Annotated in this window: 27 protein-coding genes; 7 read left to right on the forward strand and 20 right to left on the reverse strand. The window is 45.6% G+C overall.

Going from position 1 to position 17,883, the window contains the following annotated elements:
• Positions 1-39: 39 nt before the first annotated feature.
• The 3 genes from D5E69_RS21455 (at position 40) to D5E69_RS23740 (ending at position 2,126) form a co-directional block, all read left to right on the forward strand.
• Positions 40-300, forward strand: a complete 261-nt coding sequence (locus tag D5E69_RS21455; RefSeq protein ID WP_048014140.1) for a GlsB/YeaQ/YmgE family stress response membrane protein — start codon at positions 40-42, stop codon at positions 298-300.
• A 545-nt stretch (positions 301-845) separates the two neighbouring features.
• Entirely contained in the window at positions 846-1,454 is a 609-nt protein-coding gene (locus D5E69_RS23735; protein WP_156185327.1) for an IS110 family transposase, read from the forward strand.
• A 135-nt stretch (positions 1,455-1,589) separates the two neighbouring features.
• Positions 1,590-2,126, forward strand: coding sequence for an IS110 family transposase (locus D5E69_RS23740; RefSeq protein ID WP_053073103.1), 537 nt, complete (start codon positions 1,590-1,592; stop codon positions 2,124-2,126).
• A gap of 556 nt (positions 2,127-2,682) precedes the next feature.
• On the opposite strand, the gene D5E69_RS23745 is transcribed toward D5E69_RS23740, so the two are convergent.
• The 20 genes from D5E69_RS23745 to D5E69_RS21560 form a co-directional block, all read right to left on the reverse strand.
• On the reverse strand, positions 2,683-2,787 hold the full coding sequence (locus D5E69_RS23745) for a hypothetical protein (RefSeq protein ID WP_231578687.1): 105 nt from the start codon (positions 2,785-2,787) through the stop codon (positions 2,683-2,685).
• 82 nt (positions 2,788-2,869) lie between these two features.
• Positions 2,870-3,262, reverse strand: a complete 393-nt coding sequence (gvpU, locus tag D5E69_RS21470; RefSeq protein ID WP_048004767.1) for a gas vesicle accessory protein GvpU — start codon at positions 3,260-3,262, stop codon at positions 2,870-2,872.
• A gap of 48 nt (positions 3,263-3,310) precedes the next feature.
• Positions 3,311-4,051 (reverse strand): GvpT/GvpP family gas vesicle accessory protein, encoded by a 741-nt coding sequence (gvpT, locus tag D5E69_RS23445; RefSeq protein WP_048012086.1) that lies wholly within the window; start codon positions 4,049-4,051, stop codon positions 3,311-3,313.
• A 109-nt stretch (positions 4,052-4,160) separates the two neighbouring features.
• The gene (locus D5E69_RS21480) at positions 4,161-4,481 is read right to left on the reverse strand and encodes a gas vesicle protein (RefSeq protein ID WP_048012087.1); all 321 of its coding nucleotides are present in this window, start codon (positions 4,479-4,481) and stop codon (positions 4,161-4,163) included.
• Between the two features lie 13 nt (positions 4,482-4,494).
• A complete protein-coding gene (locus tag D5E69_RS21485; RefSeq protein WP_048004764.1) occupies positions 4,495-4,779 on the reverse strand; it encodes a gas vesicle protein K in 285 nt (94 codons plus the stop codon).
• Positions 4,745-5,020, reverse strand: coding sequence for a gas vesicle protein (locus D5E69_RS21490; RefSeq protein WP_048004763.1), 276 nt, complete (start codon positions 5,018-5,020; stop codon positions 4,745-4,747). Before D5E69_RS21490 ends, D5E69_RS21485 begins: the two co-directional genes overlap by 35 nt.
• A gap of 15 nt (positions 5,021-5,035) precedes the next feature.
• The gene (locus D5E69_RS21495; RefSeq protein ID WP_249931532.1) at positions 5,036-5,827 is read right to left on the reverse strand and encodes a GvpL/GvpF family gas vesicle protein; all 792 of its coding nucleotides are present in this window, start codon (positions 5,825-5,827) and stop codon (positions 5,036-5,038) included.
• A 5-nt stretch (positions 5,828-5,832) separates the two neighbouring features.
• Positions 5,833-6,093, reverse strand: a complete 261-nt coding sequence (locus tag D5E69_RS21500) for a gas vesicle protein GvpG (RefSeq protein WP_048004761.1) — start codon at positions 6,091-6,093, stop codon at positions 5,833-5,835.
• Positions 6,093-6,854 carry a GvpL/GvpF family gas vesicle protein gene (locus tag D5E69_RS21505; RefSeq protein ID WP_048012089.1) on the reverse strand — a complete coding sequence of 254 codons (762 nt, stop codon included), beginning with the start codon at positions 6,852-6,854 and terminating at the stop codon, positions 6,093-6,095. The genes D5E69_RS21500 and D5E69_RS21505 overlap by 1 nt, the downstream gene beginning before the upstream one ends.
• Positions 6,847-7,779: a gas vesicle protein GvpN gene (gene gvpN / locus D5E69_RS21510; RefSeq protein WP_048004759.1), complete on the reverse strand. Its 933-nt coding sequence runs from the start codon at positions 7,777-7,779 to the stop codon at positions 6,847-6,849. Before gvpN ends, D5E69_RS21505 begins: the two co-directional genes overlap by 8 nt.
• A gap of 18 nt (positions 7,780-7,797) precedes the next feature.
• Positions 7,798-8,064: a gas vesicle protein GvpO gene (gene gvpO, locus D5E69_RS21515; protein WP_048004758.1), complete on the reverse strand. Its 267-nt coding sequence runs from the start codon at positions 8,062-8,064 to the stop codon at positions 7,798-7,800.
• Between the two features lie 45 nt (positions 8,065-8,109).
• Positions 8,110-8,370: a gas vesicle protein GvpJ gene (gene gvpJ / locus D5E69_RS21520; RefSeq protein WP_048004757.1), complete on the reverse strand. Its 261-nt coding sequence runs from the start codon at positions 8,368-8,370 to the stop codon at positions 8,110-8,112.
• 14 nt (positions 8,371-8,384) lie between these two features.
• The gene (gvpQ, locus tag D5E69_RS21525) at positions 8,385-8,840 is read right to left on the reverse strand and encodes a gas vesicle protein GvpQ (protein ID WP_048004756.1); all 456 of its coding nucleotides are present in this window, start codon (positions 8,838-8,840) and stop codon (positions 8,385-8,387) included.
• Positions 8,841-8,851: 11 nt separating this feature from the next.
• On the reverse strand, positions 8,852-9,307 hold the full coding sequence (gene gvpT, locus D5E69_RS21530; RefSeq protein ID WP_048004755.1) for a GvpT/GvpP family gas vesicle accessory protein: 456 nt from the start codon (positions 9,305-9,307) through the stop codon (positions 8,852-8,854).
• A 48-nt stretch (positions 9,308-9,355) separates the two neighbouring features.
• Positions 9,356-9,613, reverse strand: coding sequence for a gas vesicle protein GvpJ (gvpJ, locus tag D5E69_RS21535; RefSeq protein ID WP_048004754.1), 258 nt, complete (start codon positions 9,611-9,613; stop codon positions 9,356-9,358).
• A 339-nt stretch (positions 9,614-9,952) separates the two neighbouring features.
• The gene (locus D5E69_RS21540; protein WP_249931533.1) at positions 9,953-10,504 is read right to left on the reverse strand and encodes a hypothetical protein; all 552 of its coding nucleotides are present in this window, start codon (positions 10,502-10,504) and stop codon (positions 9,953-9,955) included.
• Positions 10,505-10,528: 24 nt separating this feature from the next.
• On the reverse strand, positions 10,529-11,704 hold the full coding sequence (locus D5E69_RS21545; RefSeq protein ID WP_048004752.1) for a ParM/StbA family protein: 1,176 nt from the start codon (positions 11,702-11,704) through the stop codon (positions 10,529-10,531).
• A 452-nt stretch (positions 11,705-12,156) separates the two neighbouring features.
• Positions 12,157-12,708, reverse strand: a complete 552-nt coding sequence (locus D5E69_RS21550) for a GNAT family N-acetyltransferase (protein WP_200843172.1) — start codon at positions 12,706-12,708, stop codon at positions 12,157-12,159.
• A gap of 149 nt (positions 12,709-12,857) precedes the next feature.
• Positions 12,858-13,634 carry a 3-hydroxybutyrate dehydrogenase gene (locus D5E69_RS21555; protein ID WP_048004751.1) on the reverse strand — a complete coding sequence of 259 codons (777 nt, stop codon included), beginning with the start codon at positions 13,632-13,634 and terminating at the stop codon, positions 12,858-12,860.
• A gap of 78 nt (positions 13,635-13,712) precedes the next feature.
• Entirely contained in the window at positions 13,713-14,993 is a 1,281-nt protein-coding gene (locus D5E69_RS21560; RefSeq protein WP_148794465.1) for a GntP family permease, read from the reverse strand.
• A gap of 156 nt (positions 14,994-15,149) precedes the next feature.
• On the opposite strand from D5E69_RS21560, the gene D5E69_RS21565 reads away from it, so the two are divergent.
• The 4 genes from D5E69_RS21565 (at position 15,150) to D5E69_RS21580 (ending at position 17,852) form a co-directional block, all read left to right on the forward strand.
• Positions 15,150-16,037: a LysR family transcriptional regulator gene (locus D5E69_RS21565; protein WP_048015690.1), complete on the forward strand. Its 888-nt coding sequence runs from the start codon at positions 15,150-15,152 to the stop codon at positions 16,035-16,037.
• A gap of 91 nt (positions 16,038-16,128) precedes the next feature.
• Positions 16,129-16,518, forward strand: coding sequence for a carboxymuconolactone decarboxylase family protein (locus tag D5E69_RS21570; RefSeq protein WP_159130238.1), 390 nt, complete (start codon positions 16,129-16,131; stop codon positions 16,516-16,518).
• A gap of 81 nt (positions 16,519-16,599) precedes the next feature.
• Positions 16,600-17,424 (forward strand): helix-turn-helix domain-containing protein, encoded by an 825-nt coding sequence (locus tag D5E69_RS21575; RefSeq protein ID WP_063191286.1) that lies wholly within the window; start codon positions 16,600-16,602, stop codon positions 17,422-17,424.
• Between the two features lie 59 nt (positions 17,425-17,483).
• Positions 17,484-17,852, forward strand: coding sequence for a VOC family protein (locus D5E69_RS21580; RefSeq protein ID WP_148794463.1), 369 nt, complete (start codon positions 17,484-17,486; stop codon positions 17,850-17,852).
• The last annotated feature ends 31 nt before the right edge of the window (positions 17,853-17,883 follow it).

Here is a 17,883-nt window from a genome sequence, read left to right on the forward strand (position 1 = left end):
AAAGTAATACCAATAATACATCATAAAGGAGAGACAAACATGGGACTAATTATTTTCTTGATTGTCGGAGGCATCATCGGTTGGCTGGCAGGACTAATTCTAGGTAAAAATGTACCAGGCGGAATCATCGGGAACATCATCGCAGGAATCATCGGAGCATGGATCGGTGGAAAACTACTTGGAAGCCTAGGACCTGTCGTAGGAGGAATGGCTATCATCCCGGCATTGTTGGGAGCCATCATCTTCGTATTTATCCTGAGCCTCATCTTACGCTCCACTAGAAGAGCATCACACTCATAATGGATTTTGAACAAAGCGCGGTCAGAGAACATTTTCTGATCGCGTTTTTTATGTTGAGTATATATCTGGTGAGTATAGCTTTCTGATTTTCCTGGGAGGGTATGAAAGATACAGACCGTTCCTTTCCGCTGCAGGGACTTGCTTTCCGCGGGGAGGTAGTCGAGCCTCCTCAGCTGCGCTTCCGGGATCTCTAGATTTCCTTCTTTTCCTCAGGATCAAGTCCCTTTCGCTCCAATCCACTCTTTATTATTGGTCGTAGATATTCGTTGGAATGTACTTGTGTCTTTAGTCAATCAGTATGAAAAAGTCATCTTGCTTCTAAATGCGGGGGTGTAGAGAAGAGGCAGACCGTTCCTTTCCGCTACAGGGACTTGCTTTCCGCGGGGAGGTAGTCGAGCCTCCTCAGCTGCGCTTCCGGGGTCTCGAGCTTCCCACCTTTTCCGCAGGAGCTATTCCTGTGGGGAAAGTATGGACCTATTGCACAAAAAAAGATCCTCCTTTATGATGCAGGTGCGAAGCCACACACAAAAAGGAGGATCTTTAACATGCATGATAATCGAAATGAACGCATTAATCAAATTTCTGAGGACACATTGGTGATTGGCGTCGACATCGCCAAGTGTGTACATTATGCCTGCGCAGTGGATGAACGAGGTAGGGAGGTCAAGAAAAGCTTCTCATTCCGTCAGTCCAGACAAGGCTTTGAAACCTTTTACGCTACCATCCTAAAGGTGATGGAATCTCATCAAAAGAAGAATGTAGTCGTTGGATTTGAACCTACCGGTCATTACTGGATGAATTTATCCTCGTACCTTACGGACCGGGGCATTCGCTTTGTTCTCGTCAACCCTCTCCATGTGAAGCAAACCAAAGAATTGGATGACAACCTACAGAGTAAAAACGATCCGAAAGACGCTCGTGTCATTGCCAAGATGATACCGCAAGGCTATTACAGTATTCCTCGTGACATGACTCCTATTGAAGCAGAGTTGCGTCATGGTTCGGCATTTAGGGCTCGTCTGAAAAAACAAGGAGCGTCGACTCAAAACCGGATCAAGCGATGGATTGATCTATACTTCCCTGAGTTTATTTCGGTTTATAAGTCCATTGGAATGAACGCCTCCACTGTTCTTTCTTCTTATCCTCTTCCGTAAGACCTTGTGAGAGAAGATCCTGAGAAGCTCTTGGAAAACCTCAGGAACCTGGGGGGTAAGCATTTCTCGGTTAAAAACCTTACTAAGCTTCTTGATGTCGCGGCCACATCTATTGGCTATCAGGAGAGTCCTGAAATGGCACGGGCAGAGATCCAAATTCTATTGACACAGATGAAGCTGCTTGAAGAACAACTGGTAAGCATAGAAAAGCAGTTAGTGACGTTGGCGAAACAGATGACAGATTTCGATCTGTTCCTTTCGGTCCCTGGTATTGGAGAAAACACCGTAGTAGAGATCCTTTCAGAAATAGGAGCCTTTTCACACTATAAGAGTCCACGCCAAATCCTAAAATTAGCGGGTCTTACGTTAGTCACCAATTCCTCGGGAAAAAAAGAAGGGAACAAGCGATTGTCTAAACGCGGGCGGAAACGGCTACGCTCCTTGATATATAAGGCGATTTTCCCGATTTTACACGCCATACCAGCGTTTCGGTCCCTGTACGATTACTATAGTGAACATCGCGAACACCCCGTCGCTAAGAAAGAAGCGTTGTTAATCCTATGTCGGAAATTGATTCAAGTCCTTCATGGTTTAAGCAAAAGGGGCGAAACATTCAATGAAGAGCGTATGGTAGCTGATATCTCCTTCTTTGGTAATCAAGAAGCTGCGTAACATCTACGCTCGCTTAATTAAAACAACCTAGACACTGAGAAGCCGGCACACACAAGACTTTCGACGATCATCTTAGATCAGTCCATGCAGGAGCATAAGCTGGCCTCTGCGTTAAGGCGAGACCCAACGAAGGAATGTGAGCACATAGATGCCAGGAGATGTGGGAGGGTGAGTCCCCCTTAACAAGCAGAGATCAAAGGTGCCCATAAGAATTAAAAAGGGGGGATTTATCCAATCTCCTGACGCAACGCGTAGGCTCGATCCCCTTTATTTTGAATAAATGATAAATGAAGGAATGAAGAAAATCCGAAAGGATATTCAAAAAAAATTTTCACCTAAGAAAAGTGTTGGGAACACCCGTCATAATAACTTTTTCCGAGGGAGTCAAGTCCCTTCCGCTCCAATCCACTCTTTATTATTGATCGTAGATATTCGTTGGAACGTACTCGTATCTTTAGTCAATCAGTATGAAAAAGTCATCTCGCTTTTATATGCGGGGGTGTGAGGATGATTGCATGTCCAGAAAACTTCGAAACATAATAAAAAGCAGCCCGGATCAGGCTGCTTTGGTTTTCTTGGCTTTTCGTTCATTCATGATCTTTCTTACTACAGGGTACACGACTGGAGCCCATTTAATCACGTTTTTAACGAGTCGTTTCATTCATGTAACCTCCTTTATACTTTCCATTTACCCGGATCGGGTATGGAGGAAACCTATATGAAAAACCTTCCATACCCAGGGTTTACTTACTTTTTGACTCTGAGATTTTCCCAAGGAAGAATCCATCGATTTCGGATAATTTACCCCTCCAGAGGATTTTCCCCTTGGAAGGGGTGGGTTTGCTGTCACCACAGTAGACCTTTGCATTTTTAAGATGGATGAAATTCGCTTCTGACGGCTGATTTTCTTCTACCGCTTCACCGGCACCAGAAAGTTCTTCACTCACTTTCTGGGCTACTTCACTTCCCTCCTCGAATGCTTCGCTTAACGTCGAGAAGTACTCGGTTGCAGAGATCATGGTACCCGTCACCACTGCTCCCTTAAGGTTCAGTGTGATATCGAGGGAGAAATCATGTTTATTGGCAGCTATTGCGAAAAACTCCAAGATACTATCCTTATCCGTATGCCCGCTCATCTGGTCACCGCTCCTTCCATTCCCTGATCATCGGTCAACTGCATCCGATTACGATAGTGTGTCGTCATCGCTGGATAGCGTTGTATCATCGTCATCGTCTTTTTTGGAAGATTTCTTTTTAGACTTTGAGGAAGATTTTTTTGTTGAACCTTTCTTCGCTTTAGATGACTTGGATTTTGTTGATTTTTTCTTGCTGGATGGTTCATCATCCTCATCCTCGTCATCTTCATCATCTTCTTCGTCTTCTTCCTCTTCGTCCTCATCCGCATCTTTAGCAGCTTTACTTTTCTTTGTGGATGTTGCTTCTTCCTTTTCGTCCTCGTCTTCTTCGTCCTCTTCTTCCTCATCCTCTTCATCTTCACTTGATTGAGTCAGTTGATTCAATTTTTCCTCAAGCTGTTGAAGTCGATTTTGCAGAGATTCATTTTCCTCTTTTAGAGCTTCATAATCCGACCCTTCCCCGCTTTCATTCACTTCTTCCTGATCTTCCTGATCCTCATCTGTTTGATCACGCTTGAACAGATTGGCGGTTGATTGTTTCAACGATACGACAGCTTTCCGTGATGTTTCTTTTGCAGAGTTCCCAATTTCCAACCCTTTGCTCTTCAGCTTCTCCTGATCGATCTTACTAAGAAGTTTTTTCCCGTTTTCAGGCGTTGCCAGGTATCCGACTGTGGCTCCAAGAAGGCTTCCGGCCACTGTGCGTGTAATCGGACCGCTCTTACGTGTCTTTTTCTCTTCTTTGTTTGATTGAGTCGTGTTTTCTAATTCAGTGTTTTTTTCTGCCATTATGGTTCCCTCCAAAATAATTATCGTTTTATGGTTTATCCGATTTTTCAAATCGGTTCTTTCAATGCGATAAGATATTCAAATGATGATTTCAACTGGTTCGCCTTCATTACACTTGGTTGAGGCGGTTCGAACTGCTAAGCTGCTTCTCCAGAGATTCCAATCGTTCGGATAACTTCCGGTTCTCTTCTTCAAGGGCTTTTGCCTGTTGGTTTTCGGCTTTGGAACTCAGGTAAGGATCATTTTCCCACCAGTCCATCCCAATTTCTTTTGCTTTATCAACCGATGCCACGATGAGACGGATCTTGATGGTCAATAGCTCCACATCTGCGATTCCGACGGTGATATCACCAGCGATGACAACACCTTTATCAAGGACTTTCTCTAACACGTCCACGATGGTGCTTGATTGCATGGAATGTTCCACCATTTCTCCTCCTCTCTTACATCAGGCTTCCTAATGGTCCAAGGTCGATGTTCAGATCCTCTGCATCAAGGCCGAAAACTTCCTTCAGTTCTTCCATTTTTTCTTCCAAGTTCATCAAAGCGACTCCGAGGTCTTCAATTTGCTGATCGGTCAGTGTACCGCCTTCCACCCTGCGCATGGCATGTCTTTCAACGATTTGCCTGAGAAGCTCCACAACCGTCAACACTAGCTGTGCCAAGCCCTGCTCTGCCTTATCGGGGTCGAAGTTAATCCGTCCACTTGTCTGGCTGGCCGGTTGCATGGATCAATCCCTTCCTTTCGTGTTCCAATTGTTCTGAAGATATGGTTTTTCGAGTGCCATTTTTATGTTGAACCAACGTTTCCACTGAAGAAATCAGCACCCGAAGATCAAGGTACACAAGGTCCACTCCGGCAATCGAGATGACCAAATCTCCTTTGATAGCAACACCTTTGTCCAAAATGATATCCAAGATGTCGATCAAAGCGACATCCTTATTCTCGATTGATTCCCTGACGGTCATATGCTCATCCCCATTCTATGAGAAACTTGAAAAATGATAGGGTGGCCATGGACCCGTTGCTTCGAATGTCCAGCCCGCTTCCTTCCACTTGCTTTCAGACTGTTTGATTTCATCAACGAACCGATCGACTCCCTCTTTCGGAAGGAAGTAGACGCTATTCCAAGCCATCTGATCGGCTCGTCCAGTAACATCCTTACCCCAGTTTTTTTTCACTGTTCCCTCGGTTGCGTATGATTTCAGCCGTTCATGAAACTCCTCGCACATACGGTTCTTTTCATTTTCAATTACTTTATTTTCAAGCTGTTCCATTTTCTTCTTTTCGAAAAACTGTCTTCCCTTAGGGAGCTGTTTGATTTCCTCCCACTTCTCCGTGATGGAGGGGTGACTGATTGTTTCTTTGAGACGTTTATCGTCACAAAAGATTTTCACATTCCATTCTTCCTTACCTTCAAGATCTTTGAAGGCGTCCTTCAGAGAGGAAAGATGATTCCCCACTTTTTCCTTCAAACTGTCTTCATGCTTATAGATCGTGCAGAACTTCAGGGGAATGATGGTGTAGCGCTTTGACATCATCAGGACCGTTTCGTGGTGGTGGAATGCCTTATCCTGCAGCCACTCCATGTCATTCTCAATCTTGTTCTGGAGGACGGACTCCGAATATTCTTCATCCGGCAGGCCACATACGATGGCTGTGATCCCATCGATATCCAACGCATAAATATCATGTTCCCCGTCGAATCCCTTCATGGTTGGGACGGGCTCAACCTCCACCTCACTTGAAGGGACCAGTGCGTACAAGTAGAGCATGCGAGCTAACCTCCTTTCTTCTTCGTTAAATCTTCCCATTGTTCCATTTCCTTTGTTTTTGCTATTTCGTAACGCATCAGAAGTTCATCTTCTTTGACTTGAAAGGCCTCTTCAGAAATCTCTCCGAGTTCGAACATCATCTGTAACTGAATCAGCTTTTGCTGGATGGTCGGCAGGTCGTAGAGCTCTTTATCTGCTTCTTCCTTGATCTTCTCACCGACCTTTATGACGAGATTCAAGGGTGCCGATACAAGTTTGTGAAGCATTAGGCTTCCTCCACCTTCAATCTGATATTGACGAAGTTATAGGCTGGCCATGGACCGCTGTAATTGAAATCCGCTTTATCCTTCCAGGCCTCATGTGCCTTGTTGACCAATTCATCGAATTCCTTTTCTTTATCCCGGTCAATCAAGAAGGCTGCATTCAGAAGCATACGCTCACTTGATGGATCATTGGCTTTTGCCGATTCAGCTGCTTCCTGAAGGGGAGCAAAAATCTCTGATTTTATCTCTGTCTGAAGGTTCTGGAATACTTTCTGAGCCATCCCACCAAGCTGGATGCGCTCATAGTAACCCGCCGATTCAGATTTCCCTTTCAGTGATGTCGACATTTTTTCAACACCGGGAGATTCTTTTACGACTGATTCCAGCCACTCAGATTTCCCGATAACTTTTAAGCCGATCTCGATTTTCCCTTTAATGGCTGGGAATAACGTTTCAAACTGCGGATAAAGGTTTTCTAGGAGTGCCTCCACGTCTTCCTTCGATCGGAATACGTTCCCGAAGCTGATGGGAACGACCGTGTCACTCTGTTCCATCACCCTGGAGATGACTTGTTGGTGCATCATAAGGTTCTCCCGTTTGGGATGATAGATTTTCTGAGGGACCTCTGCTGCCACCATGGATGCATCTTTATAGGAAATCAAAAAGATGTCCCGCTGTTCTCCTTCCAGTTCCACTTTGCCTAGATCCATTTCCCCTTCGTGCCCGATGGCACAAAAGATATAAATCCCTGTTTCTTCACTCATCTGAATTCTCCTTTGACGTCATGTTCTTGCAAGCTTCCAACACGATTTTCTTTGCCTCTTCTTCAGGATGATCGGATTCAATACTGCGGCTCAGGGAATGGGTCGTAATATCCAAACAAAGGCGCTGAAAATCCTGATCATCCCCTTGTATGGGAATGTCCTGTTCCAGTGCGATCCGCGCGATCATCAGGGAGGCGCGCAAACTTGGCCCGCCGAGTCCATCGCGGCAATGACTGCGAAGCTCTGCAATCAAATTCGTAATCTCACGAGCTTCCGAAAGCACAAGATCCACTTTCTCAGAAACGATATGGGCTTCTTCTTCACTGGTCTTGAAACCTATCGGGATCGTGATCAAGCGGTCCAGAAGGGCATCCTGTGTTTTATATACGCCTGCATACTCAGATGGGTTGCTTGTAAAGATCATCCGGAACTCAGGATGAACCCTGATGAACGGCTCCGTCCGTTTCGAACCGTAAAGGGGGATGATCCCCTCTTCCAATATGGAGAGGAAAAGGTTATTCGTTGTCGGTTCGGAACGAGTGAATTCATCGTATACAAGCGTATATCCATTTTTGACAGCTTCCAAGAGCCGACCGTCCCTCCAGTTCTCCGTGACCTGCTCATCCTTCTTGTAGACAGATCTCACGTAGTTATCCACCGTCTGTTTGCTTGAATAACCAATGAAATCCCCGATAAGATCACTGTTGTTCAGTTCGTGGTTTCCATGCATCAGCATGACCGGACGCCTTCTTTTCTTTGCCAGCGTGAGGGCGAGGGATGTCTTCCCTGTCCCGGATGGCCCCGTGAAATGGACGGGATAACCAAGCTTCAAATAACTCATTGAGCGGCTGATCAAGTCGTTGGTCCCTTCATCTTGGACATACGATTTGCTGCCTTTATGGATCTTCTGGGTTAAAACCGTCACTACCCATTCCTCCCGAATCTACATTTCCTGCCCGATGGCACTCCTGTACCTGACGTCCTTCCGTTTGAAGGAGATGACCTCCTTATCTTGATTGAGGAGGACATCATATGTTCCGAGCATTTCGTCCTTTGCGTACCGTTTCATATATTCTTTCTCTTCGACTACTTCCACCGTGAGCCTCCAGCCTTCATCTTCCGTCATTTCAACGGATGTGACCTTATGGACCGGGGCTACATGCTCTTCGAAGAATCCTTTCACACTTTTCATGATTTCAGTGATTTCCATAATGTCCTCCCAGTTTGAACGCCTGACTGCATCAGGTGAAATAGGTTAGATGCTGAACTGTGAGTTCCGTTCATTGGACTGCGTTGCCAATCCTTCTTCCTGCACTTCATCGCGAAGCAGCCCGACGGCTTCTGCATAGCGCAACCATGTATCCACACTCGCGATCACCACTCTCGCCTCGATGGTCAAGATCTCTATCCCAACAACGGAAACCCTTGCGAATGCATCGATTACGATTCCTTTATCCAAAATGCGGTCAATGACCTCTGCCAGACTGGAACTATCCGTACTTTTTTGAATCGCCATACCTAAATTCCTCCTTATGAAGTAATGGTTTTAATATCCTTGGACGATTTGATGTTTTCCGAGCTTTTGATATCCGTAGAGCTCTTGATAGACTGGGAGCTTTTGATGTTGCTGACGCCTTTTAAGTTCTTGGCGCCCTTTCCACCCCGGTCATCCGAAGAAGACATCTTTTCCTGAAATGCTTCGCCCGCTTCCTTGGCCTTTTTTAATTTTTCACGTACAGATAATAGGACATCCTGCACCTTGTCTTCTGCATTATCTGCTTTGCCATGGACTTTATCAGCGTTCTTTTCCTTGGCGTCCTCGAGCTTTCCGGATGCTTTCTTTGCTTTGGATTGGACGGTTTCTTCCACTTTTTCGACCGCTTTTTCCTTTGCCTTGTCCTTGAGCTTATCCTTTACGGATTCCGGAGCATGTTCATAGGCTTTTTTCGCCGTTTTTGTCGCTGCTTTTTTAATGGGATTCCCCACGGGATCACCTACTATTTCTTGGAGTCGACAAGTTTATTCAACATTTCTTCAATTCGTTCGAGGCGTTCATTCAAATCCTGATTATCTTCTTTGATCTGCTTGATTTCGTCGTTTTGGGATTCCTTCTCACCCGAATCCTTTTTATCGATCAGCTTATTCTTCAGCGGGGAAAGAACCCCACTGTCCATCTTGTTGAAGTATCCTGAAGCCGTTTGTCTAAGGGAAATCATCGCCTGCTCTGTGACGAACTCTTGGGCCGTCCTTCTCAGTTCCTTTGTAGCGGCCTTCATCAGTTCTGATTTACCAAGGCTCGCTGCCATCTTTTTTGTGGTACCCGGATTCGAGAGCAAGCCCAGCCCGGCTCCGACCACTCCGCCGATGATGGCATATTGCATTGATCCGTTCGCGTTTTCTTCTGTTGATTCAGGCTGCTTTTTCTTCTCTTCGGTTTGATTGTTACTTGCCATGCCCATCCTCTTTTCTGTTCGTAATTTTGGAATATTTCAGATACTTCTTTACACGCTGAATGATTCTTTAGATGTTGTCCTATTCTCGAGTCCTTCTTTTTCCACTTCATCCCGCAGAAGACCCACGGCTTCCGCGTACCGAAGCCACGTATCAACACTGGCGATAACCACCCTGGCTTCCACGGTGAGGATTTCTATGCCGACCAGCGATACTCTTGCGAAGGCATCGATTACAATACCTTTATCCAATATCCGATCGATCACCTCTGCCAGGCTCGAACTGTCTGTGCTCTTTTGAATACTCATTCAAACTGACCCTCCAATTCGTTTTTACACAAGGTAGCTATTCAATTTAGTCGGTGTTTACCTCTATTCCAACCATTGCTAAACCAGAAAATAATGGGTAAAGACTATTTCAGATGCATCTTTTGGCGAATCTAGTCGACATGTAATATTCCACGGCAGTCAAACCCTTACGAATACTCACACTCTTGTTTTTTCTATCTTATATATTACAAATGTGTTACAAATATCAATAATCAACTTTCCTGCTCACTGAATGGGCTTATCCTGTTAAACGCCTCTATCACCAACCATTTTGACAACAATAAAGAAGGCTGCACCCAAAAGGATGCAGCCTTACTTTCATTTATTCATTTGTGATAAGAAATCGCCCAGAAGATCGTCGAGACTCTCTTCTTCAGATTCATTCACTACCGGTTCTTCTGGTTTCATCGCACTTTCCCAATCGAATTGATCAAGATCCTCATCCGATGAAGCAGGATGGGATTCTTCAGCCGGAGCCGCTTCTACCTCAGGCTCGAAAGTGGCACCAGCCGCCTCTTCCTGAAGGTAGAGCGCCTCGTCTATATTGAGGGAGCTGCTGTTCAAGGATGCGAGTAAAGAAGCTGTCCTAACAGGATTCGACAGCAACTGATATACAATACTGCCGAGCAGTGCCTCCGAATGCTCATGCTTCAACCAGTCCCGTTGTGACTTATCAAGCCCTTTCGGCAGGGGGATCGTGATGGCTTCCCGCTGTTTGGATAGGTTCTCGTTCACTCCGTTGACGACCAGCTCAGCGATGCGGCTTGAGAAATTGCGCCTCTCCGTTTCTTTTAGTCTCTGAAGATGTTTCAATATGTGATCCGGAGTATCCGAAGGAATCCTGAAGGTAATCGGTTGCCCTCTCGACATCCCTTTTTCGTTCATATCATCACCCTATTTTGATTTCGCCAGTTTTTGTTCTTCTTTCACTTTATCGGCTTTTTCGCTCTTTCTTACATAGTCAGAGATGAGCTTGTAGTAAGCTTGGACCATCATCCAGATACTCTCTTTCTCATCCTCAAAGAAGTCGATGTTATAGCCATCGAGATTATTGTTCAACGTCTTGATATATTCCTTCAGGACGCTTGAACCGCCCCCGATGAAATAGCAGATTTCCGTTTGGGAATTCTTTTGCCACATGTTTCTAAGATGACGGTATTGCTTCTTGGCCAATTCAAGCATGATCCGATCTACGATATCGTGGACGCTTGTACGGCTTCCCTTCACCATGATGTGATTGCGGTCGCTTTTCTTCGTGATGATTTCTACGACGTCGCGCCTGCTGTCAAGCTCCACACCATGACGTGAGCGGATTTCTTCCCTGATCAGCTCGAGTGATTCAGATACCCCAAGATTGAATCCTTGGGCTTTGTCATCGTCGACTTTGCGGTCTTTAATGACGGCGATATCAGTCGAGAGACCTCCTATATCCTGAATCAGGATGCGCTTATCGATCAGTTCTTTATTAATAATGTTTCCGTTGTTATCCATTACCAGGTTGATGAACGCTGCGAAACCTTCCGGATACACCTTCACTTCATCAAAACGGATATTGACCTTCACACCTTGATACTGAGGGGTGACCAGGAATTCCACCTGATGAACGGATCCAAGAAGTTTTGAGCGGTATCCGACATCCTTCCCTTCCTTTACTTCACGGAGCGGAAGTCCGGTACCAAGCGTATAATTTGCTTCAATTACTTTATTATTCTTTTTAAATCCATCGTGTGCTGCTGCATCAAGCGCAAGGGAAGCGAAGAGCATGACGAGCGTTTGATCTTCTTCCGATTTGCTGCTTCCTGGATCAAGTTCTGTTGAGTTCGTACTTTTCGTTGCGAGATTTCCTACACGATAGATTGCGTTATTATCTTTGAGAGTAGGGGAGTGGACACGGATATGTATACCGTCTAGTGGGCTTTGAGCGTCCAGCTCTTCAATTCCGATGATAGGACGATCTTCAATATCCCTTGCAATGACATTAGGGATGTTTACTTCTGATTCCAATTTACCAAATACACCTTTAAGAGAGTCGTTACCTACATCAATTGCGGCAATACGAGTCGTTGTCATACTAGCCATCCTTTCTCGAGTAAGAATTTGTAAAATTAGCACTCTTACTTTCAGATTAATGGATAGAAGAAGCGCGGTCAATCCTACTTTCTATCTTTAATTCTGGAAGAAGCATCCTGCGTTTGTTTACAATTTTGCATCGTTGTATACGTTTTTCGTACACATGTTTTCATATCAACTTGTATACCACTTTGTATACTTGTATACATTTATGAATACAATTGTGTACATTTATGTAAACATGTAAACTTATTTGTTTACATGTAGTGCGTGGAAGTTTTTTCATTAAAAAGGAAAAGCTATCCTTTCTTCCTTTTACCGAAAATCAGTTTCCATTCCCCATAATCTTCGGTTAAAGAGATTCCCCTCCAACCTGCATTTAGCAAATCCTGTTGTTCCTTGAATTCCTTCATGGATACTTCCTTAAAAGGAGGAAGTATCTCAAACTCCTCCTAGAGATTCTTGACGAAGATGTATCGCCAATTGCCTCCGTATTTTCGTTTAAAGCCGCCAATGGCCAGTCCCTGATTAAATTTATCTTTTAAACTTGGAATATTGTATGGGGCAACGGTACAGCAGACATACTTAAATTCATCCCTACGGCTCTTCAGTTCTTCCATGATCAGTTGGCCTAGGAGTTTCTGCAATCCATTGCCGCGTACATTCTCCGATACAAGAGAGATCTCCTGATACACTACTTTTGGCCACTCCGAACGTGGAATCCCCACATCATTGCCCAAGTGATCTTCATCGATGGCAGGAAATAAGACCGCTCTTGCTCCAACGAGCTCACCTTCGACATAGACCCCCAAAATCAACCCGTTTCCAGCCAGAATATGGTCGAACTCCTCTTCAGAGAGAGGCTGAAGGATGGCAGGTTCCTTCAATGCAGATCGGACAGATTCCTGTAAGGAGAGCAGTTCCCCACTCCCCTCCCCTGGTATCACCTTTACTAGAAAGGGGATATGTGATGTTTTTAACGTCCCTGAGTATACGATCCTCAATTTGATTCCTCCCATTTTTCACAACCTCACTCCAGTGTAGTAAAGATTCAGTATGGTGAATAGTCGACATAGAAAATCATCTACATCAAGTCAACAAAAGAAGCCCGCCGTAAAGGGGTGCAAACCCTTTACGACGGCCTTCTTTTGAATTATTGAGCTGTATACCCACCATCAATGACAACGGCTTGTCCTGTGACGCTTTTTGCTTGATCACTTGATAAGAACATAGCGTAATCTGCGATTTCTTTCACATCCAACAGACGTTTTTGTGGAACGAGCGGGTAGATTACTTCTTCAAGGACCTTTTCGACTGGTACGTTCCTTGAGCTTGCGATATCCTTCATTTGTCCACGAACGAGCGGAGTGTCAACATATCCCGGACAGATGGAATTGACGGTTACACCATCAGCTGCGGATTCGAGTGCTGCTACCTTCGTAAGCCCAATGACACCGTGCTTGGCACTATTATAGGCTGCTTTACCTGCAAAGCCGATCAATCCATTGATGGAAGAGATGTTGAGGATACGTCCGAACTTCTGCTCTTTCATAATGGGAAGGACGTGTTTAATGGCGACAAACGGTGCCGTCAGCATGATTTTTATCATCAACTCAAACTTTTCTGTCGGGAATTCTTCAATTGGGGACACGTGTTGAAGACCGGCATTGTTGATGAGAACATCAATGCGGCCATATTCTTTATGGGCTGCCTGGATCATATTCTTAATGTCTTCCTCGCTTGTCACATCTGCTTTCAAACCAATTGCTTCATATCCAAGATCTTTTAATTCCTGCGCTGAAGCTTTGACACCCTCTTCGTTAAGGTCGGTCAATACGACTTTACTTCCATTTTCGGCGAAGGTTTTACCGATTTCGTATCCAATTCCACTTGCTGATCCTGTGATGACTACTACTTTGTCGTTTACCATGATTCAAACACTCCTTGTTGGTTAGATATCTGTTTTCTTTTACCCATTTTTACCTTTTTCCAATACTTACAGTCTGCTTTAGATGATGCCGAGAGACGCCATGATGATGGCAACGATGACGGCAATCGTCGGGATGATCAACCCTACGATGAATACGTCTTTGTAGGTTTCCTTGTGCGTGACGCCAGTGACTGCCAGAAGCGTCAAGAGGGCGCCATTATGAGGCAGGATGGATGCTCCCGAGGCAATGGATGCCATGCGGTGGAAGGCTTCAGGGCTGATGCCCGATGACTGGGCGAGTCCTGAATAGGTATCGCCCAGTGCCTGCATGGCGATTCCCATCCCGCCGGAGGCTGAACCTGTAATCATGGCAAGTACCTGTACGATCAGGGACTCTGAAATCAAGGGATTATCTGAAAAGCCAAGCAGGACATCGGTGATTCTGTCGAAATCCGGAACACTTGTCACAACTGCCCCGAATCCGACAGCGGCACTTGTGTTGATGATGGCCATGACCGACCCCTTTGCCCCTTCATTTACAGACGGAATGAACGCCTTATACTGCTTGGCATTCAGGATGAGAATCAAAAGGGTCCCTGACAGCAAAGACGGAATGGGATCCCATTTCACACCGTTCAACAGGATGACGACGACTAAAAGTGGTAACAGGGATAAGATCCAATGTGGCAGAGGGCCATCTTTCTCCACTTCTGTTGAGTTTTTAGGTGCGATAAAGTGCAAGCCCGAGGAGGCGAGTCGTTTCTGTCTCCAGGTGAGCCAGAAATATCCCCCCACTGCCATGACGATGGTCGCCCCGATACCCATGAACGTTCCTGCCATAGGCGTCGTTCCGAACGTTTTCATAGGTATCAGATTCTGGATCTGCGGTGTTCCCGGCACTGACGTCATGGTGAACGTGAATGCACCAAGTACGATGGTCGGGGCAATGAGGTTGCGGGTGATATCGGCTTTTTTGAATAGAGCCAATGCAATCGGATAGATGGCGAATACGACCACGAAGAGGCTGACGCCCCCGTACGTAAGGACTGCGGAAGCGACGAGCACGCCGAGGATGGCCCTCTTTTCACCGATGATTCTGGTGATTTGGAAAGCAACTGATTTCGCCGCTCCCGTGTCTTCCATCAGTTTTCCGAATACGGCTCCAAGAAGGAAGATCGGGAACCACTTCTTTGCGAAGTCGACAAAACCTGACATATACGTGTCGGTGTATGCGTCCATCAGATCAAGGCCGCTTAACAGTGCGACGATTCCCGCGACGATGGGGGCCACCCAGATGATGGACCAGCCTAAATATGCGAAAAACATCAGCAGTGCAAGGCCGATGATGATACTTAACAATGAATTTCACCTTTCTTTCAAGGACCTTGGTCCTGTTCATAAAATAGACACAAAATGAATGCATTAGAAATTTTACTCCTCCCATTTCGATAAGTAAAATGAATTAATACTATAATTAGTATGCATAATATTTATATAAAACGGAGGCGAGTTCCCATAGATATCCGTCAACTCACCTACTTCAACGAAGTAGCCAAACATAAAAGCTTTACCAAAGCATCACGGGTCCTTCACCTGTCCCAGCCTACCCTCAGCAAGATGGTGAAAGGCCTTGAGGATGAGCTGGAAATGGAGCTTATCGACCGGTCATCCCGGCAAATCCAGCTGACAGAGGCCGGACAGATCGTCTATGAACAATCAAGCGTCATCCTTGAATCACTCGACCATCTGTCCACTCACCTGTATGATCTGATGCACTTGAAGAAAGGGAAAATCAAAATTGGAATCCCACCGTTGATCGGGTTCCTATATTTCCCCAAGCTGATCAAGTCATTTAAGAATCAGTACCCCGATATCGAGATTCAGCTGATCGAGCATGGGGCCAATCAGGTGACGCAAGAGGTGAAGGACGGTCTTCTCGATCTTGGGGTCATCGTCATGCCCCTTGATGAGGATTCACTCGATATCATTTCCATCATCGAAGAGCGGTTGCATTTGTTTGTTCATTCGGATCACCGGTTTGCAGCTCGTGAATCCATCACGATGAAAGAGCTGGAGGAAGAAGAGTTCATCTTATTCAGCGAAGGATTCACTCTTCATGATCGCGTAATCGAATACTGCAAGGAAGCTGGATTTAGCCCGAAGATTGCCTACGAGAGCTCACAGTGGGATTTTATCAACGAAATGATCGGAGAGAATCTCGGGGTGTCCATCCTTCCCCAGTCCCTAACGAAGAAACTGAAGACCTCTTCCGTCACTTCTGTCCCCATCAAGTCTCCCGGGCTGCCTTACAAGTTGGGTGTTGTAACGAAGAAGGGAAGGTATGTATCCTTTGCGTCCAAGAAATTCATTGCGCATATGAATAATCATTTCTCTCATTCATAAACTTCATATATCGTATAATATATATGTATTTTACTCATAGTTTCTCCTGCGTTATCGTAGTAGGTGCAGATCACAACAGGAGGGATTCAACATGAGTAAGTACGAAGCCGGACTGGAAAAACTGATGGAATACACCCTTTCAGGCAATAAAGACGTTCCCAGCCACCTTAAGATCTCAGAGGACTTGGAGAGCATCGCACCTGATGTGGGGAAATACATTATTGAATTCGCATATGGAGACATCTACTCACGCTCCGGTTTGACGAACCAACAGCGCGCATTGATCACGATTTCGTCGCTTGTGACCCAAGGTACGGAGCCTCAATTGGAGCTTCATATCAATACGGGCCTGACGGCAGGACTGACGGAAAAGGAAATTGTAGAAGCTATCATCCATTTGATCCCTTACACAGGCTTCCCGCGCGTGCTCAACGCCCTTGAAGTGGCCAGGAAGGTCTTTGCCCTGAGAAAAGAAGAGTAACACTCAGAGCGCCCGTTCATCGGGCGCTTTTTTCATTCCACAGGCATCCGTTATTGTATAATGATGGAAGGGGTGAGGATCATGAATCATAATTATGTACTTCATGAGTGGGGAAAGGATTTTCATTGGGAAGGAACGGGACAGATGTCCATAAAAACCTTCAGACGAGGGCGTGCTCTCTATGAAGCGAACGGTGGCTTCTACAGCGTGGAAGAGAATCGATATCTGCTCGTGAATGAGGGCGAATATTCCCTCCATATCGAGGAAGAGGAGCCTGTTGAATCATTCTGCCTCTTCTTCCGATCAGGCTTTTATTCAGAAGTGTCTCGGACGTTGGAAGCCTCCCAGGACCAACTGCTCACAGATCCTTTCAAACCTGTTGGAGAAGATGGATTTTTTGAAAAGACCTATCATCTCGGGCCACGTCTTGAGAAGATGCTTAGACTGACGAAGCACGCCCATCACGACAGGGAACTTGAAGAATCCTTTTATTCCGTCATGGAAGCCATCCTGGCCGATCAAACCACTGTTCCTCAAGAGCAGGAGCGTTTATCTTCTTTAAAGCGGTCAACACGTGAAGAACTATTCAAAAGGCTCAGCAGGGCCAACGAATACATACGAGCCTACTGTCATACAGCCCTCAACCTTGAAGACATAGCGCGCGTTGCCTGTCTATCTGCCAATCACCTGCTCAGAAACTACGGGCAATTGTTCGGTGTCACGCCAAAACAACACCTGATGATGTACCGGATGGACAAAGCCAAACTCCTCCTGAAAGAATCCTCTAAGTCCTACACAGAGATGGCTTATGATCTCGGATTTTCAAATTCAGCATCCTTCAGCCGTTCTTTTAAGCTCCATACAGGATTATCACCCAGGCAATATTTTAAAAAAGGTGATTTTTGATAAGTATTGGCGGCGAAAATCAATTACGATGGTGGAAACACACGAAAGGTGGACATAAAATGATCAAATCAGTCGGACAAGTCGGGATCCCCGTCAAGAACATCGAGAGGGCGACAGCCTTTTATCAGGGAACCCTGGGACTCCCGCTTCTCTTCCATACGGATACAATGGCCTTCCTGCAATCAGGGGACGTAAGGATCCTCCTCACCTTGCCGGAAAAGCAGGAATACGACCATCCTAGCTCCGTTGTGTATTTCAATGTGGACATTACGCGTACTGCTTATTTGGAGTTGAGGAATAAAGGCGTGGAAGTCTCCGGGGAACCACATGTGGTGTCCAAAATGGGGGAAATTGAGACGTGGATGTGTTTTTTCAAGGATTCTGAAGGGAATACGCATGCATTAATGAGTGAAGAAAGAGCTGAATAGCATATGTATAGCACGAAAAAGCCGGGAATCC

This window comes from Rossellomorea marisflavi (genome assembly GCF_009806575.1).
Taxonomy (GTDB): domain Bacteria; phylum Bacillota; class Bacilli; order Bacillales; family Bacillaceae_B; genus Rossellomorea; species Rossellomorea marisflavi_A.

Coding starts and splice junctions, on each gene's coding strand:
- gvpO (WP_048004758.1), bottom strand. CDS start 8,064: ATGGAAATCACTGAAATCATGAAAAGTGTGAAAGGATTCTTCGAAGAG.
- D5E69_RS21500 (WP_048004761.1), bottom strand. CDS start 6,093: ATGCTTCACAAACTTGTATCGGCACCCTTGAATCTCGTCATAAAGGTC.
- gvpT (WP_048004755.1), bottom strand. CDS start 9,307: ATGGCAAGTAACAATCAAACCGAAGAGAAGAAAAAGCAGCCTGAATCA.
- D5E69_RS21570 (WP_159130238.1), top strand. CDS start 16,129: ATGAGTAAGTACGAAGCCGGACTGGAAAAACTGATGGAATACACCCTT.
- D5E69_RS23745 (WP_231578687.1), bottom strand. CDS start 2,787: ATGAAACGACTCGTTAAAAACGTGATTAAATGGGCTCCAGTCGTGTAC.
- gvpT (WP_048012086.1), bottom strand. CDS start 4,051: ATGGCAGAAAAAAACACTGAATTAGAAAACACGACTCAATCAAACAAA.
- gvpJ (WP_048004757.1), bottom strand. CDS start 8,370: ATGGCGATTCAAAAAAGTACGGATAGTTCCAGTCTGGCAGAGGTCATT.
- D5E69_RS21540 (WP_249931533.1), bottom strand. CDS start 10,504: ATGTCGAGAGGGCAACCGATTACCTTCAGGATTCCTTCGGATACTCCG.
- D5E69_RS21575 (WP_063191286.1), top strand. CDS start 16,600: ATGAATCATAATTATGTACTTCATGAGTGGGGAAAGGATTTTCATTGG.
- D5E69_RS21545 (WP_048004752.1), bottom strand. CDS start 11,704: ATGACAACGACTCGTATTGCCGCAATTGATGTAGGTAACGACTCTCTT.
- D5E69_RS21495 (WP_249931532.1), bottom strand. CDS start 5,827: ATGCTCTACTTGTACGCACTGGTCCCTTCAAGTGAGGTGGAGGTTGAG.
- D5E69_RS23740 (WP_053073103.1), top strand. CDS start 1,590: ATGGCACGGGCAGAGATCCAAATTCTATTGACACAGATGAAGCTGCTT.
- D5E69_RS21490 (WP_048004763.1), bottom strand. CDS start 5,020: ATGACCGTCAGGGAATCAATCGAGAATAAGGATGTCGCTTTGATCGAC.
- D5E69_RS21480 (WP_048012087.1), bottom strand. CDS start 4,481: ATGGTGGAACATTCCATGCAATCAAGCACCATCGTGGACGTGTTAGAG.
- D5E69_RS21505 (WP_048012089.1), bottom strand. CDS start 6,854: ATGAGTGAAGAAACAGGGATTTATATCTTTTGTGCCATCGGGCACGAA.
- D5E69_RS21485 (WP_048004764.1), bottom strand. CDS start 4,779: ATGCAACCGGCCAGCCAGACAAGTGGACGGATTAACTTCGACCCCGAT.
- D5E69_RS21455 (WP_048014140.1), top strand. CDS start 40: ATGGGACTAATTATTTTCTTGATTGTCGGAGGCATCATCGGTTGGCTG.
- D5E69_RS21580 (WP_148794463.1), top strand. CDS start 17,484: ATGATCAAATCAGTCGGACAAGTCGGGATCCCCGTCAAGAACATCGAG.
- gvpJ (WP_048004754.1), bottom strand. CDS start 9,613: ATGAGTATTCAAAAGAGCACAGACAGTTCGAGCCTGGCAGAGGTGATC.
- D5E69_RS23735 (WP_156185327.1), top strand. CDS start 846: ATGCATGATAATCGAAATGAACGCATTAATCAAATTTCTGAGGACACA.
- gvpU (WP_048004767.1), bottom strand. CDS start 3,262: ATGAGCGGGCATACGGATAAGGATAGTATCTTGGAGTTTTTCGCAATA.
- D5E69_RS21555 (WP_048004751.1), bottom strand. CDS start 13,634: ATGGTAAACGACAAAGTAGTAGTCATCACAGGATCAGCAAGTGGAATT.